General features: G+C 57.3%; 13 protein-coding genes, 1 tRNA gene and 1 pseudogene. 7 read left to right on the top strand and 8 right to left on the bottom strand.

Going from position 1 to position 16,599, the window contains the following annotated elements; genetic code table 11:
* The first annotated feature begins 809 nt into the window (after positions 1-809).
* Positions 810-965 (top strand): hypothetical protein, encoded by a 156-nt coding sequence (locus AC57B6_RS14820; protein WP_496421609.1) that lies wholly within the window; start codon positions 810-812, stop codon positions 963-965.
* Positions 966-1,003: 38 nt separating this feature from the next.
* Here the strand turns inward: AC57B6_RS14820 and AC57B6_RS14815 are convergent, their stop codons facing one another.
* The 4 genes from AC57B6_RS14815 to AC57B6_RS14800 form a co-directional block, all read right to left on the bottom strand.
* Positions 1,004-1,507, bottom strand: a complete 504-nt coding sequence (locus tag AC57B6_RS14815) for a cupin domain-containing protein (RefSeq protein WP_496421608.1) — start codon at positions 1,505-1,507, stop codon at positions 1,004-1,006.
* Positions 1,508-1,524: 17 nt separating this feature from the next.
* A complete protein-coding gene (locus tag AC57B6_RS14810; RefSeq protein ID WP_496421607.1) occupies positions 1,525-2,706 on the bottom strand; it encodes a M20 aminoacylase family protein in 1,182 nt (393 codons plus the stop codon).
* On the bottom strand, positions 2,697-3,788 hold the full coding sequence (locus AC57B6_RS14805) for an aminotransferase class I/II-fold pyridoxal phosphate-dependent enzyme (RefSeq protein WP_496421639.1): 1,092 nt from the start codon (positions 3,786-3,788) through the stop codon (positions 2,697-2,699). Before AC57B6_RS14805 ends, AC57B6_RS14810 begins: the two co-directional genes overlap by 10 nt.
* A gap of 82 nt (positions 3,789-3,870) precedes the next feature.
* The gene (locus tag AC57B6_RS14800) at positions 3,871-5,055 is read right to left on the bottom strand and encodes a M20 aminoacylase family protein (protein WP_496421606.1); all 1,185 of its coding nucleotides are present in this window, start codon (positions 5,053-5,055) and stop codon (positions 3,871-3,873) included.
* A 60-nt stretch (positions 5,056-5,115) separates the two neighbouring features.
* On the opposite strand from AC57B6_RS14800, the gene AC57B6_RS14795 reads away from it, so the two are divergent.
* From AC57B6_RS14795 to AC57B6_RS14770, 6 genes and pseudogenes are all read left to right on the top strand, one after another.
* Complete coding sequence (locus AC57B6_RS14795) at positions 5,116-6,003, top strand: AraC family transcriptional regulator (RefSeq protein WP_496421605.1); 888 nt, start codon at positions 5,116-5,118, stop codon at positions 6,001-6,003.
* Positions 6,004-6,421: 418 nt separating this feature from the next.
* Positions 6,422-7,732, top strand: coding sequence for an MFS transporter (locus AC57B6_RS14790; RefSeq protein WP_496421604.1), 1,311 nt, complete (start codon positions 6,422-6,424; stop codon positions 7,730-7,732).
* A gap of 145 nt (positions 7,733-7,877) precedes the next feature.
* Positions 7,878-9,047: a porin gene (locus AC57B6_RS14785; RefSeq protein ID WP_496421603.1), complete on the top strand. Its 1,170-nt coding sequence runs from the start codon at positions 7,878-7,880 to the stop codon at positions 9,045-9,047.
* 334 nt (positions 9,048-9,381) lie between these two features.
* Positions 9,382-9,927, top strand: coding sequence for a GNAT family N-acetyltransferase (locus AC57B6_RS14780; protein ID WP_496421602.1), 546 nt, complete (start codon positions 9,382-9,384; stop codon positions 9,925-9,927).
* Between the two features lie 258 nt (positions 9,928-10,185).
* Positions 10,186-10,861: pseudogene (locus AC57B6_RS14775) on the top strand (IS6 family transposase).
* 58 nt (positions 10,862-10,919) lie between these two features.
* Entirely contained in the window at positions 10,920-11,396 is a 477-nt protein-coding gene (locus AC57B6_RS14770; protein ID WP_496421601.1) for an aminotransferase class I/II-fold pyridoxal phosphate-dependent enzyme, read from the top strand.
* A gap of 289 nt (positions 11,397-11,685) precedes the next feature.
* On the opposite strand, the gene AC57B6_RS14765 is transcribed toward AC57B6_RS14770, so the two are convergent.
* From AC57B6_RS14765 to selA, 4 genes are all read right to left on the bottom strand, one after another.
* Positions 11,686-12,939, bottom strand: coding sequence for a tyrosine-type recombinase/integrase (locus tag AC57B6_RS14765; protein ID WP_496421600.1), 1,254 nt, complete (start codon positions 12,937-12,939; stop codon positions 11,686-11,688).
* A 173-nt stretch (positions 12,940-13,112) separates the two neighbouring features.
* A tRNA-Sec gene (locus AC57B6_RS14760) sits at positions 13,113-13,205 on the bottom strand.
* Positions 13,206-13,253: 48 nt separating this feature from the next.
* Positions 13,254-15,167 (bottom strand): selenocysteine-specific translation elongation factor, encoded by a 1,914-nt coding sequence (selB, locus tag AC57B6_RS14755; RefSeq protein ID WP_496421599.1) that lies wholly within the window; start codon positions 15,165-15,167, stop codon positions 13,254-13,256.
* Entirely contained in the window at positions 15,164-16,594 is a 1,431-nt protein-coding gene (gene selA / locus AC57B6_RS14750; protein WP_144195720.1) for an L-seryl-tRNA(Sec) selenium transferase, read from the bottom strand. The genes selB and selA overlap by 4 nt, the downstream gene beginning before the upstream one ends.
* Positions 16,595-16,599 lie beyond the last annotated feature (5 nt).

Here is a 16,599-nt window from a genome sequence, read left to right as displayed (position 1 = left end):
GGTTGTCTGCTCGCTTGCGTTCAGACCGCCTTCGGATGTAACGCGGACATCCTATTCCGCCGAATTGCGGCTGTCGTTTCGGCGCCCAGCAGAAATACGAACGTGCTGGGTATGGGGCGCGCAACGGTCTATCAACACATCAGGGATTTACGGGGCACCGCCGCGTAGACATTGACCGCGCCAGCTATCGCGGCTGACCGACGCAAATAAGATGCGAATGCACTTCTTGGAAAAGCCGATGGGATTCTAGGACACAGCAACCGTCAGGCTGACGTGTACCGCTGCAGTTTGTTGTGCTGCCGCCCCGGGATCAGGTCTGTTCTGCGCGATTATCGGTCGAGATGTCAGCGCAGTCACTCAGCGACAATCAGACGAGCCGATCGTGGCAACGAATGCAATTGCGGCAAAGTTAAATGAAACCACGGCGACTGCTGGCTTGAAACTTGAGCTACTCCGTGCATAAGTCGCTCCCCAAGCTGAGGATTCACCCCAAGCATCGCCCGTGTTTGAGACCATCGACGAGAGAACGACATTCTAGGAAATCCAATCATCTTGACGCTCGGCAGTCGAATCGCACTTCGACCGGCAATGTTCAAGGTCGAGCTGAAGAACTCGGGCGCAGAGCGTAGTTTGAAGCTCTCCCGCAGACGCCTCGCTCGATGACTATCTTCTTCAGCTCTGGCTACACGAATGCACCAGTTTAAGCGCGTTATGTCTTACACTGGGGATTGGGACATAACTGTCGATATCCTAAATTCGCCGAAGGCGAGCAAGATTTCGGCGTGTTACTGGAGCGCCTCAGGCAACCGTTGACAGAAAATATCAACGCAGCGTCGGCGGATTCCTCCAGCATCTTTATCCGCTACGAGGCTGCACCGAGCGAAAATATTCAAGGCAACCGCCGCCCGCCGAAAATGCTGATGCTGTACAACCGTGGCAAACGTCTCGAGTTGTTGACGGTTTAGCAAGACTTCCTCTTCTTCAACGGCGGGCAAATGGCACATTACTCGGATGTATGAGGCCGATCCAGATAGGTGATGCCGTAACTCTTTGCTCCATCAATCATGCGGGTAATGTCTTCGGAAGTAGGCACCTGAACGTCTTGTGCGCTGGCTTCCGGCGAGCCCACCTCGGCGAGAAACCGTTCGAGACCCGATGGAACGAGCACCACCAGCATTCGGACGGCTTCCTCCCCCTCGTTGACGAAACTATAGGCCAATCCGGGCGGGAAGTGGATGAAGTCACCCTGCTCAAGATAATGGGACTGTTCGCCGACCTGAACGCGAAGCTTGCCCGACTGCATGATAAAAGACTCACACTCCCGCGAATGCACGTGCGTGGCGGCGCCGTGCGTCGGCGGGATAATGTTCTCGTAGACGGCAAACTTGCCGTCGGTCTCTTCCGTTGAGGCGACAAACGTGTAACGGTCTCCGCCTACCCAATACACAGGGCGCCCCGAAGCTCGTGTGATGGATACCTGCTTGCCCTTCTCGCTCTTTTGCGACATACACGTTCTCCTGAGAATCATATCCGTTCAAAACTTTGCAGAGGACAAGCCTGCTCTGCGAGCGTCGCGAAGAAGCTCGCACCGATGGTCAAAATATCGTCTTCAAAGTCATAGTGCGGACTATGTAGAGCGGCGTGGTCGACGCCACAACCTATCCAGGCATAGGCTCCCGGTTTCGAATTGAGCATGTAGGCGAAGTCCTCCGCCGCCATGCTTGGTGCGATATTCGTGTGAACATGACCCTCACCCACAACCTTTGCCGCCGAGGCCGCGGCGAAGTGCGCAGCCTCGGCCGAATTGACGGTGGGCGGAACTCGGCGTTCGTAGTGAACGCTGATGGTCACATCGAAGGCCGCACCGACGCCCGCGGCAATATCTCGCATGGCCTGCTCGACGCGATCCTGGACATCCACACTCATTGCCCTGACTGTACCGCGTACACGGGCGTTATCCGGCAGGACGTTCCACGTGGTCCCTGCCTCCACCTGCGTTATGCTCAGCACTGCGGGGTCCACCGGATCGATACGGCGCGAAACGACAGTCTGCAGCGCGTCGACCAATCGGGCAGCTGCGATGACTACGTCGCGAGCGCGATGCGGCATGCCTGCATGGCCGCCCCTTCCGTGAATATCGATCGAGAAGACGTCAAAGGACGCCATCATAGGGCCCGGTTGCACCGCGATCTCTCCGGAAGGAAGCCCCGGCCAATTGTGCATGCCGTAGACCGCGTCGGCCGGAAACTTCCGGAATAATCCTTCCTCGACCATCACTCTTCCGCCCCCCTCGTTCTCTTCGGCGGGCTGGAACACGAAATAAACCGTTCCGCTGAAATTGCGTGTTGCCGCAAGGTGTTGAGCAGCGCCAAGCAGCATGACTGTATGGCCATCGTGGCCGCACGCATGCATGACCCCGGGATGACAGGAAGCATGAGCGAAATTGTTTTGTTCGTGAATCGGAAGCGCGTCCATGTCGGCGCGCAGTGCTACTGAGCGCGCGGCGCCCGCTCCCGCCTTTAGCGTGCCGACTACGCCGGTTCCGGCCAATCCACGATCTACCTCGATGCCGAATTCGGTCAGCTTGCCTGAGACAAAATCTGCGGTTCTCGCTTCCTTGAATGCCAACTCAGGATGCGCGTGGATGTCGCGTCGCCACTCGATCATGTCATCTTTAAACGTTGCGATCCGTTCAATTACCGGCATTTGGATACCCCTAGGAAAGCTCCAATCTCTTCAAGTGTGCCAAGTGCGTCATCCATGTCCTGGGACGTCAGAGCGGCGCTTGGCTGGGCCCGAAGGCGCGCATCCCCATGAGCGACAATCGGGTAGGTCATCGACGGTATAAAGACTCCATCAGCCCGTAGATCCTCGGAGAATCGAACTGCCAGTTCTTCGTCTCCAATCAGAATCGGCGTGATTGGACTATCACCGAACGCGACTTGCAGGCCAATCTTTTCAAGTCCGTTTCGCAGACGTCCGGTGTTTTCCCATAGTCTCTGATGATGCTCGGGCTCCCTGAGATGAATCTCAATTGCGGTCTTTGCTGCTGCTGCAACGGCTGGACTCATTCCAGTCGTGAAAATGAACGCCCGGCCCCGTCGCGCCAGTTCATCGATCACCGCACGTGGACCCGCCACGTAGCCGCCGCCGGCGCCACCGAACGCCTTGGACAAAGTGCCGGTATAGATGAGCGACTCGCGCTCCGAAGGCGTTAGGCCGAGTGCCGATGCCGTCCCCGCTCCCTTTGACCCGACGACTCCTGCGGCATGACTTTCGTCGACTGCAACGATAGCGCCATGGCGTCGCGCGAGGGCAATGATGTCCCGAAGGGGCGCCAGCGTTCCTTCCATGCTGAACACGCCATCGGTAACGATGAGGCGTTGCCCATTGCTATCCGACGCTGCAAGCTCAGATCCAAGACTGTCGAGATCACATGTCTTGTAGACCCTTGTCCGGGCCCGGCTCAGGCGGCATCCGTCAATGATGCTGGCGTGATTCATTGCGTCACTGAAAATGGTGTCGCCCGCGCCCACGAGCGTGGCCAGCAATCCGTGATTCGCTGCTGAGCAGGAAGCAAAGAGCAACGCAGCCTCAACACCCATGAACTCGGTCAGCAAATCTCCGAGTTCCCGGTGCACCGACGTGGTCAGAAATGACGGGTTCACCGCTACGCCGGCGCCATAGGTATCAAGAGCGGTTTTTGCACTTTCAACGACCTTGGGATGCGACGCAAGACCAAGGTAGTTGTTGGAACCGAGCATGATGGTGGATATGCCATCGACCATCACACGGCCGCACCGTGACGATGTCAGGCAAGCCGGTCCGCGAGCGGCAGGGGAATTTCTTTCATCCATCTGGCGATAGTCCTTAAGCGGCACGAATGCGACTCGGGGCAAGACGGGTTTCGACGAGTTTGCTCCAATAGCTGGCGCCGATCGGAAGTATTTCGTCGTTAAAATCGTAATGAGAATTGTGGAGCGTACAGCCTCCTGTCCCGGGACCATTTCCGATCCAGACATAGGCGCCCGTTTTAGCCTGAAGCATGAATGCGAAGTCCTCACAGCCCATGCTTGGCGCAAGATTGCGATGTACCTTGTCTGCTCCTACCACAGAAGCTGCCGCAACGGCCGCATGCTCCACTGGTTCAGAAGCGTTGACTGTGGGCGGGCAGCGATGGTCATATTCCACCTTGACATTCACCCCATGAGCCACCGCAATTCCTTCGGCGATCCGTAGCAGTGTCTTTTCCACAAGCGGTTTCACTTCAGGCTTGAAGTAGCGGACCGTCCCACGCAACGTCACGGTTTCGGGAACAATGTTCCAAGTCGTCCCTGCGTCAAGCTTGGTAAAGCTGAAGACTACGGCGTCGACCGGATCAGCAGTCCTGCTTACGATCGTCTGGGCGGCGGTAATCAGAGCGCCCGCTGCAACGATCGGATCGTCCCCGAGATGTGGCATTGCCGCGTGTGCGCCACGACCGGTCACGGCGATTTCGAACAGGTCCACGGCTGCCATCATGGGTCCTGATCGGACCGCGAATTCGCCCACGGGCAGGCCGGGCCAGTTGTGCATTCCGTATACGGCTTCAACCGGGAACTTTTCAAACAGGCCCTCTTCAACCATGACACGACCACCGCCCTCATTTTCCTCAGCAGGCTGAAAGACGAAATGTACGGTACCGTCGAAGTTACGTGTTCCAGCGAGATATCGGGCCGCCCCAAGCAGCATCGCGGCGTGCCCGTCGTGTCCGCACGCATGCATCACTCCGGGGTTGCGCGAAGCATGTGAGAATGTGTTTTTTTCCTGAATGGGCAGCGCGTCCATGTCAGACCGCAGCGCAATGGCACGGTGCGAGGAGCCCGCCCGCAGGGTTCCCACGACGCCGGTGCCGGCGAGTCCACGGTGCACTTCGAGCCCGAATTCAGCGAGCTTCTTCGCAACGATGTCCGATGTACGTTGCTCTTTGAAAGCCATTTCAGGATGCGAGTGAATATCGTGTCTCCAGGCGATCAGGTCATCGTGATGGGATTTGATTTCAGGTAGGATGTTCATGCTCGGATATATATTTGAGTGGTAGGCGAGACAAGAGTAGGTCGCCAATAGGAGACGGTCTTGGAAGAAATTGACGTGCAGCCACATGGCCAAAGCCGTAATGTGGTGAACTATTGGCGATCGAACATTCTCGGCGGCCTGGAGATGCTGGCGGCGGACTTCTCGGGACAACGTTTCGCACGTCACTGGCATCCGGGCTATGCACTGGGTGTGGTGACTCGCGGTGCAGAACGTTTCTATTGCCAAGGCGGAAGTCACGTTGTGGGCCCGGGAGGCATAATTTCCATCAATCCCGGAGAAATTCACGATGGCGAGCCCGTCGAAGAGGGCTGGAGCTATCGCATGATTTACCCGTCCGAAGAACTCATACGCCGGATTCACGCGGAATTAATGGGGAACGATTCTGCGCAAAGCACGCCAGCGTTCCGTGAGCCCGTCCTGCTTGACGAGAACCTGGCGATCCGCCTCGTAGACGCGCACAGGAAGGCCTACCTGGTAGATACCGGCGAGGTTTCCCGGCTCGAGGCGGAGACTCAACTGTATTTGATCATTACCGACCTGCTCCGTCGGCACATTGATGGCCGTGATGGGAAGAAAACCGGGTCGGGCCTGACCGACACCCAACGTCTGCGCCCCGCAATCGAGTTGATTAACGAGGATTTGGCCCGAGATCTCTCGCTGGACTCGCTAGCCGAAGTCGTCGGCGTCGGACGGTTTCATTTGCTTCGCCTTTTCAAATCACATTTCGGCTGTCCACCGCACGCATACGTGCTGCAGCGTCGCGTCGCGAAGGGCAAGGCGCTGCTCGACCAAGGAGTTTCAGCTGGTAATGCTGCGCTCGAGACAGGCTTTTTTGATCAGAGTCACTTCGCGAATGCATTTCGTCACACCTATGGTATGACCCCACGCACCTACCAGAAAGGTGGAAGTCACATTGCATCCAGGTGACCCAGTCGGGAAAGCCGGCCGATCAGAATGCTAGATTGGACGCACGTCGGCTCGGATTCCTCCCCGCATCGACCACGTCTGAGCGCTCGCAGCCAATCCCACCGAATCGCGTAGGGACCAGCACCATTCCCAGATGGGTTATGTAGGTCTATTCTCGACTCCTCTCCGCCCATCCGCACGGCAACCTCCCCCGCCCAGTTGCCCTACTTCAGGCAGCAGTCTTTCCGACGATATGGCCGTGCCGGCCTGGCAAGCGAAACAGCGACGTCAATATTTTCCAAGACCAGTTTTTTTTTGATCCTTAGCCTTCAGGCATAAACATTGGGCACGGCGGCCGGGGTTCGATATCCACTCTTTCCAATGTGCCTCGATCCAATTTCGATCCTTTAACTTATCATTTTAATACGGAGTACATATCATGCGAAATTGGACCGTCAGTAGAGAACCGACCGGCGAGTTACCTGTCCGTAAGGATATACATCGTGCGGCTTTTGGTGCAACCGTCGGAAACATTCTCGAATGGTATGACTTTGCTGTCTACGGTTTTTTCTCTCTAACCATCTCCCATCTGTTCTTCCCGACGGGCAACGATCTCACATCGATATTGCTAACCGTCGGAACGTTTGGCGTTGGGTTTGTCATGCGCCCCATCGGTGCGCTTGTACTCGGAAGCTATTCGGACAGACGAGGACGCAAGGCAGGTCTGGTAATTACCATCATGCTAATGGCGGCCGGCACCGCAATGGTCGGCTTTGCACCAACCTATGCTACCGCTGGGATCGCGGCACCGCTGATCATAGTGCTCGCGCGGCTAATTCAAGGGTTCTCTGCCGGAGGCGAGGTTGGAGGGTCAACCGCGCTTCTGGTCGAGTACGCGCCGAGGGATCAGCGCGGGTTCTACGGTGCGTGGCAACAGGCGAGTCAGGCTGCGGCCTTGTTACTCGGTTCCCTCATCGGTGCGATTCTGACTGGCCTCCTCTCGACGGATCAACTTAACGCGTGGGGATGGAGAATCCCCTTCATTCTAGGGTTGATTATCGGGCCGACGGGTTTCTGGATCCGTCGAAGCATGCAAGAGTCGCCGTCTTTCCTTGAGCGGAATTTGCGTCCCGACAATCCTGTATTCGAGACAATCCATCGGCATCGCAAGGGGGTGTTCGTCGGATTGACGATCACGATCGCCTGGACCGTCTTTACCTATTGCTTCCTCGTGTACATGCCAACATATGCAGTCAGGCAGCTTCATCTTTCACAATTCCAGGCGTTACTCGCAAATAGCGTTGGACTCGTCGCGGTGTTGGTATTAGCGCCATTCTTTGGGAGCCTGTCCGACCACGTCGGCCGCCAGTTACCCATGCTGATCGCCGTCTCGGCCATGATCCTCTTCACCTATCCGCTATTTCTCTGGATCACATCCAGACCTACTTTGCCGTCACTGATTGCCGTGCAACTAATATTCGGGACGCTAACCGCAATGTACACAGGACCAGCTCCGACGCTGCTTAGCGAATTGTTTCCTACGGAAGTAAGGTCCACTGGACTGTCTCTCGCTTATAACCTTGCGGTATGCATTTTTGGGGGATTCGCGCCATTCATCGCCACCGCGCTCATCGCGTGGAGCGGCAACAGCCTTGCTCCCACGTTCTACGTTATCGCGGCAAGCCTACTTAGCTTTTGCGCGATACTTTTTTTCTTTGGAAGTGGCCACAACGCAAGACAGGCAATCTGACAAGACTAGCGGTGTCATGCGGTCAGTAACATCCAGACGACAAAGCCGTATATTCTTCCATCGAACTTCACTCCGTATCTGTGGCGAACCAGATAGTTATCCTTAATTAGTTATACGTTTTAATCTACAAGACTTGGAGAATGCGATGACAAGGAATGCTAGACGAGCAATCCCAGTTCTACTCGCGGGAGTGGTTGGATCCACCCACGCTCAAAGTTCGGTTGTTCTCTACGGAATTATTGACGAATCGATTCAATACGTTCACAACGTTGCGAATTCGTCAGGATCCAACGACAACAAGCTCGGCATGTACGCGGGCAACATCCAAGGGGATCGATTTGGACTCCGTGGCAGCGAAGACCTCGGTAACTCACTCAAGGCCGTATTCCAGTTAGAGAATGGCTTCAACGTCAACAGTGGCCAACTAGGACAAGGAGGGCGAATGTTCGGTCGACAGGCATACGTAGGAATGAGTTCCGACACGTTTGGCAAACTGACGGCGGGACGGCAGTACGATCCGCTGGTCGACCTCATTCAGCCGTTGACGGGTACGGGTACATGGGGAAGTACGTTCGCCGCGCCAGGCGATGTCGACAACAACGATAACGGATCCCGCATCAACAACTCCCTCAAATACGTATCGCCCAACCTTGGTGGCGCACGACTTGAAGCAATGTACGCCTTTGGCGGAGTGGCGGGGCAATCCGGATCGGGGCAAACGTGGGCGCTGGCCGGGCAATATTCCGGTGGAGGACTGAGTGCCGCTGCCGGTTATTTCTATGCAGACAATGCAAGTTCGAATATACCGCGTGCGACCTCATCAAGCCCGTGGGACGGCACTACAGACGGAAACTTCAATACGATTGTGACAGGCGGCGCGAAGACAGCAAAGGCTTACGGCATCGCGTCGGCTGCTCTAACCTACACGCTGGGTCCCGCCATCATGGGAGCACGCTATAGCAATGCCAGATATATTCCGGACGCAGCCTCGGCATTCCATGAAACAGAGACTTTCAACACAGCAGTCGGGTATCTTGGGTACCAGTTCTCCCCTGTATTGCTCGTCGCCGCGCAATACAACTACACGCACGCAACCGGACAGGCTGCAGCCACCTATCACCAGTTTTCGCTCGGCGCAGACTATAACCTTTCCAAGCGCACTGATTTTTATCTTCTAGGCATTTATCAACACATGAACGGCGATCAGATCGGAAACGATCCAGGCTCCGCGTCAGCAGCAGACTACGCATACACAGCAGCACCGGGCACACATTCCCAGGAAATTGTAAGCGCGGGAATACGACATAAATTTTGAATATCCGGATGGACTACGAAATCCGAAAGTCGAATTAGCCAATACGATCGGATGCCAATTTTCCATTCGGGAATAAAAATCTTGCCCGGATCGCAAAACTTTTTTCACGCTGCCGCGTATGAAACCATGCATGACGGATTTACACTCAACGTGTCGAAAATCAAAATACCAGAGGTGTTCGCTAAGCGAAGATTTTGGAGGGTTCCACGATCAGATACTGCATGTACCACGGCGCGGCGACCGATAGTCTCTTAAGGCAGGCAACCTTTCTTACCCGCGAAGATTCTCTGGTTCACGTAGGACATCTCCGGATGAGGAGCGGGAACCAGAGCAGGTGGAACGCGGCATCGAGGCAGAGATCATGTTTTTTGGTGAATTGAGAATGAGCACTGATAGCATCACAATTCGGGAAGTCGAAGCAGCTGATATTCCGTCGGTTAGACGAATATTTCAACAGTATGCCAAGTCTCTACCTTTCGATTTGGGTTACCAGGATTTCGACGCAGAGCTCCGTAAGTTACCTTATCCTTATGCAGTTCCGAACGGCATCTTGGTTGTAGCAGAAGACTCAACTCGCAAGATACTCGTCGGCACAGCCGCCCTGAAACGATTATCCGATGATATTGCGGAAGTAAAACGTGTATTCGTCGTTGACGAAGCACGTGGACGCGGCGTAGGACACGCGCTTCTGGCGCAATTGATCAGAGGCGCCGAGAAATTAGGTTTTAGCAAACTTCGCCTAGATACTCATCGCGCCACAATGAGTAGTGCGATTTCGCTCTACAAGGCGCTCGGGTTTTATGAGATTCCGCCATATGGACCCGATCTTGACGGAGCCCTCATCTTCTTTGAACGTAATTTAGGCTCCGATCAGGCGTAAAGTCGCCGAAGAAATCACTGCGCATTGAATTTCCCCCGCGTTGCCGAAGGAAGTCATATCAGTATCTCCTATCCGATAAATAGCAATTCTCATTGGAAATATATATCACGCTTATTGACATTCATAGTTAGGCTCTGCCGCAAATAGGGTCGGCGAATCGGTTAGAGTTGTCGGAGCGAAACGAACCGATGACCCGCGATGAGCAAGCTGAAGAGTCTGGAAGAGTAGTTCGGTGGACGTCATTTTGATCGGGAGGTCATCATTTTGTGCGTTCGCTGGTATCTGCGCTACGAGCTCAGCCTTCGCGATCTGGTCGAGATGATGGCCAAACGGGATGATCGCTGGCTCACATGACGATCCCTCACTGGGTGACGCGTTATACGCCCGAGTTCGTCAAACGATGGAACCGCTTTGCTACACCGGCCGATCGCTCGAGGCGCGTCGACGAGACCTAGATAAAGATTCGCGGCAAATGGGTCTACCTGTATCGGGCGGTGGATCGGGCTGGCCAGACAGTGGACTTCATGCGCCGGGCGAAGCGCGTCATGGCCGCGGCCAAAGCTTTTTTCAGCAAGGCTATCAGGCGTCGTGACCAGTCGCCAGAGACCATCACGGTCGATGGCTTCGCGCCGCGCGGTGCGCGAGATGAAGGCCGATGGTCTGCTGCCACAAGACACGAGGTCCGGTCCTCAAAATATCTGAACAAAACAATCGAACAGGACCATCGCCACATCAAAGCCACATCAAATCCAGAATGAACGTGATGCTTGGATTCAAGCGGTTCAGAAGCGCTGCGATCACGGTTTCAAGTATCGTATTGACGCATCGCATTCGCAAGGGCCAGTTCGATCTCACAGAGCTCGGCCTCACGGAACTCGACCTCACGGAGATCACTTCGTCCGCCGTTTGGAATGCGGTCTTTTCCATTCGATAAGTTATCCTTTATATTTGAAACTTCTCATCCTGCTTTCCTATTTGTACCAGAACCCGCCATGAGAGGTTTCCGCATCGACTATGCGTCAGGCCCGGTCGAGTTGGTCAAAGCGATGGAAAAGTTTCAATCGCAGAGCACCAGTATTCCAGCAGCTGTCAGTCAGGCAGCCGCAGTCGCTGCGCTAAATGGCCCACATTCTTTCTTCGCCGACTGGCGCAACGTGTACAGGATGCGGTGCGATCGGGTCGTCGAGCTGCTGCATGGGAACGCAGGGCTCGATTGCCCAACGCCCCGCGGTGCTTTCTATGCCTACGTCTCGTGTGCGAACCAGATTGGAAAAACCACGCCTCGTGGCAAGCTGATCACGAACGACAGCGACTTTGTCGTGTACCTGCTGGACGACTTCAAGGTGGCAACCGTTCAGGGTGCGGCTTACGGTATCTCGCCCGCTTTCCGCATTTCCTTCGCCACATCAATGGATGTCATTGAAAAGGCTCGAAACCGGATCACCCGGGCATGCAATGCACAGCATTAAGCTCTTGGTCCCACACTACTCTTCAAGTACTCTGGTCCCGGCACTACAAGCTCAGCATTCCCGATCAGGTACAAATGATGGTCGATCGGGCAAGCGCCGAGCGACCATCTGCGTACAACCTTGCGCGTCAATTGCCTGACTGCTCAGAACGAATGCCTCATCCCGACCCGTAGCTCCTATTGCGTATTCGAAGTCGACGGCGTAAAGCCATAACCAAACACCGCATTGACACCATTCGACGCCCGCAGGTCGTGTTTCACGCCGTTGCCGACACAGCTGTGGTATCAGCTTACGCGGCAAACGGCTGTGGCACCGCAGAAGTCACTGACGCCGTATGCATATGCTGACTGGCACAGTACGCACCCCAGTCCTCCATCATCACGCGCCGTCGCTCCAGCTGGTCCCGACGCCGGTAGGCCGCTATCGTCTGCGAAGTGATGATGTGAGCCAGCGCTTCTTCCGCTAGCGAATCCGGATATTCCGTGCATTCGGCTATCCAGTCTCGGAAGGTTGACCGGAAACCATGCACGGTGATCCCATGCCGTGACATCCGTCTCAGCAGAATCAGCATCGCCATGTTCGACAAAGGACTCCCTTCCTTGCAGCCCGGAAAGAGATATCCGTATTTCGCCTTCGGTAACGCGCTGCGCACAATCTCACAAGCCCGCTCACAAAGCGGCACGCGAAGTGGTCGTCCACTTTTTGTGCGGTCGCCGGGAATTGACCACACACGGTTGTCCAAGTCGAATTCCTCTGGTCGCGCAAAGCGCACCTCGTTCGTGCGGGTTGCCGTGAGGATAAGCAGGTGGAGGATCCGTGCCGCGCGCCGGGGACGTTGCTCCAGTTCGCGTACGAAACCCGGGACATCTTCCCAAGGCAACGCCGGATGGTGTCTCACATGTGACCGCTTCCTCGACCGCGGTAAGACGAGTTGCAAATGGTCAACGTACCGTGCCGGGTTGCTGCCGGTGCGATGGCCCAGCACAGTCTCGGCGTCGAGGATGGCCTTGATTCGGCCGCGCACGCGGCGCGCGGTCTCCGCCTTTTTCGTCCAGATCGGCTGGAGAATCCGCACGATCATCGCAGTATCGATGTCGCGCACCCGGACTTCGCCGATCACCGGATATGCGTACTTCCTGAGCGTGTTGCGCCACTGCTGGACATGCTTGAGATTGCGCCACTGAGGTTCCTGTACGCGAATAAACGCTTCGGCTGCCTCACGGAAAGTTACGTTGGTATCCGAAGAGATATCGAGCAACTGTCTACGCTGCTGCTCACGCCGCGCGAGGATGGGATCAATCAAGTCTCTGACCATGTCACGGTACCCAGTGGCCAGTTTCCGCGCCTCGCCAAGCGAGACTCGCGAAAGCGGACCGAGGCCCATCTCCCGCACGCGCCCGTCAAGCTTGAAACGAAATACCCATGAGCGAGCGCCACTGTCGGCGATCTGCATGTAGAGGCCACCGCCGTCGGCGTAATGACCTGGCACTACCTCTTTGGCGACCCGCAGCGCGCTGAGCCGGTGCAACTGTCGTCCTGCCATCTTGCCCTCCATTCCTACCCACAAAACCCATACCGCTACCCATACTTCGTGAGGAAATTGTGCGGGACCTTGATGGAAGCAGCAAGCAGGTCGTTACCCATAAAACGCTTTGAAATCAGCGACCTGGAGGACATCTGCGGACGATGTTGGAATAGCCGGGAAGCCTTGCCGGGCGGAAGGCAGCCGGAGTCGAACCGACCTGAGAGCGTCTGACGCCCTCAACTGGATTTGAAATCCAGCCGCACCACCGGATGCGAATGCCTTCCTACGGTGATTGAACTACTCAAACGATGCCTTGCAACTCGAACGCTCGATCAAAGCAGATCGAGCCACCGTGTATCCGTACGCATCAGATGCAGGCCACGGTGGAAGCGAGTATACCCAACACGATCGAAGAATTCCAAAAGCTGAATCGCGCGTTTTCGACCAAGACCGGTGACATCACGAAACGGCGCCGCCGCTACCGTACCCGCGTTCTTTTGCGCTTCGGAACTTGCAATCGAGGCCAATTCGCGAATCACCTCATGGTGATAAAAGAGGTCACGCACGACTTGAAAAAGCTCACCTTGCCGCGCGAGTTTGCGCAGCAACTGACGTACGCGATCTTCGGATACGCCATGTGCGTTCGCCAGATCACGCACCCAGGGTGGATCGAAACGCCCTTCTTTCAGCGCCCGCAGCAACGTCGCCGCGAGCGCGCGATCGGCTTCATCAAGCGTCACAGCGTGGTCCGGCAGATGCAACCAAGGCCCGCGTTTGACAATCTCGCCGCGCGCCGCCGCTTCATCGATTAGCGCGCGCCATAACGCATCGTCGACGAGAGGCGCCGCCATCCGCCGTAAGCGCGATCCATCCGGGCCAAGTTCGTCCGGTGAACGCTCGTGGTATTGCTTCAGCGTCGTCGTCAGCCGCGCATTCAACGCTCGCCACGATGCATCGGCGATCAACAACGCATCATGGCCCGCAAGCTCCACCACCCGCGTATCAGACGGCAATGCGAGCATGGCCGCGGGCATGCCGGTCAACCGCTCCAGCAGCGAACGGGACAAGCCGAACGGAGCCTTTGCCAGAAGCGAATCCAGTTCGCCGGAATCGAGCATGGTCCGGATCGCGTCGAGCCACGCCAGACGCTCAGCCGAGCGACGCTTGCGCGAAGGCGCAAACGGATCAAGCACATGACCGCCGCCAACCGTTCGATCGGCCTGAGCATTGCGCACCACAAAGCGGTCACCTGGCAGCGCGCACACCGGCCGCTCGAATACGAGTTGCACGCGCGCCGACTGACCGGCGCCAAGTTGCTCGCCGTCGAGCAACGCGACGTGCGCCACCTGATGCTGCGTACCCAGATGAACGTGCAACGGCGCCCAATGCTCCAGCGTCGACGGACCATCGGCAAGCAACGTGAGCATGACGTCAGTGCGTTCCGAAGCTTGCGACAGGCGCGGATCGACAATCCAGTCGCCGCGGTCGATTGCGCTCTTCTCGATACCCGCAAGGTTCAACGCGCAGCGTTCGCCTGCCCGGCCGCTTCCGGCCGGACGATTCTGCGCGTGAATGCTGCGCACGCGCACTGGCTGATTTTTTGGCGCGAGCAGCATCGTGTCGCCCACCGTCACACGTCCCGACACCACCGTCCCCGTCACGATCGTGCCCTGGCCCGTGAGCGTAAAGACGCGGTCGACCGCGAGACGGAACAGGCCGTCGTCGCGCTTCATGCGCCACTCTGCTGCCGCTGCGTGAAGATGCGCCTTCAATGCGGCTACGCCGGCGTCATCGTCATGCAGCGCGTTAGTCTCGAACACCGACGCATCCTGTAGCACGCTGCCGCTCAGGAACGCTGTGACCTCGTCATGGACTTCCTTCAGCCGCACAGCGTCAACGCGATCTATCTTGGTCAGCGCTACCGCGCCACACCTGATGCCGAGCAGTCCCACAATCGCCAGATGTTCCCGCGTTTGCGGCATCACACCGTCGTCGGCAGCGATCACGAGCAAGGCGAAATCGATACCGCTTGCGCCCGCGGTCATCGTATGGACGAGCTTTTCGTGACCCGGCACGTCGATCAGACCGAGCACGTCGCCATTGTCGAGCGGCACGTACGCGTAGCCCAGTTCGATTGAAATGCCGCGCGCCTTCTCTTCCTTGAGACGATCCGTGTCGACGCCCGACAGCGCTCTCACGAGACTCGTTTTTCCATGATCGATATGACCGGCCGTACCTACGATCATGCGTGCACGCCCTTCAGTTGCTCGATCAGTTGCGCTTCATCGGCGGCTTCGAGACAGCGCAGATCGAGACGCAATGCGTCGTCCGCGATACGGCCGATGACCGGCCGTGCCATCTCGCGCAAACGCTTCTCGAACGCAAGCAATTGACGGCCGCCGCGCTTGCCATCGGCTGTCCTGACGACGAGGCCGTAGCTCGGCAGCACGTCGACCGGCAACGCACCGCTGCCGATCTGGCTGAACATCGGCTCGACCACCACCGCGTAGCGTTCGCCGGCCACGCGTTGCAATTCGGGTTGTACCCGCTGCGCGGCGAGCCGAATGTCGTCGCTCGGCCGCGTGAGCAAACGCAATGTGGTCAGCCGCTCCGCGAGCTTCTCCGGCGCGCGGTACATCTGCAGCACGGGTTCCAGTGCTGCGAGCGTCAGCTTGCCGACTCGCAGCGCGCGCTTGAGGGGATGCTTCTTGATCCTGGCAATCAGATCGCGCCGGCCGACGATCAATCCGGCCTGCGGGCCGCCCAGCAACTTGTCGCCGCTGAACGTAACAAGATCGGCACCGGCTTCGATGGTTTCGCGCACCGTCGTCTCGCGTGGCAAGCCCCATTGCGTCAGATCGGCCAGCGTGCCGCTGCCGAGATCGACGGCAACGGCTATACCGCGCGCGTGGGCGAGCGGCGCGATGGCATCGACGCCGACCTCCTTGGTGAAGCCGCTGATCGCATAGTTGCTCGCGTGGACTTTCATCAGAAGCGCGGTTTGCGGGCCGATGGCTTCGTCGTAGTCTTTAAGATGCGTGCGATTGGTGGTGCCGACTTCGCGCAGCTTCGCGCCCGCGCGGCTCATGATGTCGGGAATACGAAACGCGCCGCCGATCTCAACCAGCTCGCCACGCGATACGATCACTTCCTTCTTCGACGCCAATGCGGACAACGTTAGCAACACAGCGGCGGCGTTGTTGTTGACCACGGTCGCGGCTTCGGCGCCGGTCAGTTCGCAAATGAGTTCGTCGATCAGATCGTCGCGATCGCCGCGCTTGCCCGTGTCAAGATCGAACTCGAGATTGGCCGGCTGTGTGAGCGCCTTCATGACGGCTTGTACCGCCTCGTCCGGCAGCAACGCGCGGCCAAGGTTGGTATGCAGCACCGTGCCGGTCAGATTGAAGACACTGCGCAAGCGAGCCGCGTTACGCCGGCGCAGCGCAGCCTCGACCGAACCCCGCAGTTGCGCGACATCGAGCGCGCTCACCGGCGCATCGCCAGACTGCGCACTGGCGCGCCATGTGTCGAGCGCGTGACGCAAGGCATTCAACACCTGCGTGCGGCCGAACTCAGTCAGCAAAGCCGCAAACTCGGCCGACGCCATCACCTTTTCCACCGAAGGCACACGCGCCATCAGCGCGCGCAATTCAGAGCCGGTTACATCGCTCACAAGGC

Source organism: Paraburkholderia sp. BGA-UO-ETr-F12 (genome assembly GCF_059567945.1).
Note: the sequence above shows the minus strand (reverse complement) of the source record. Positions and strands in the feature narration are given on the sequence as shown.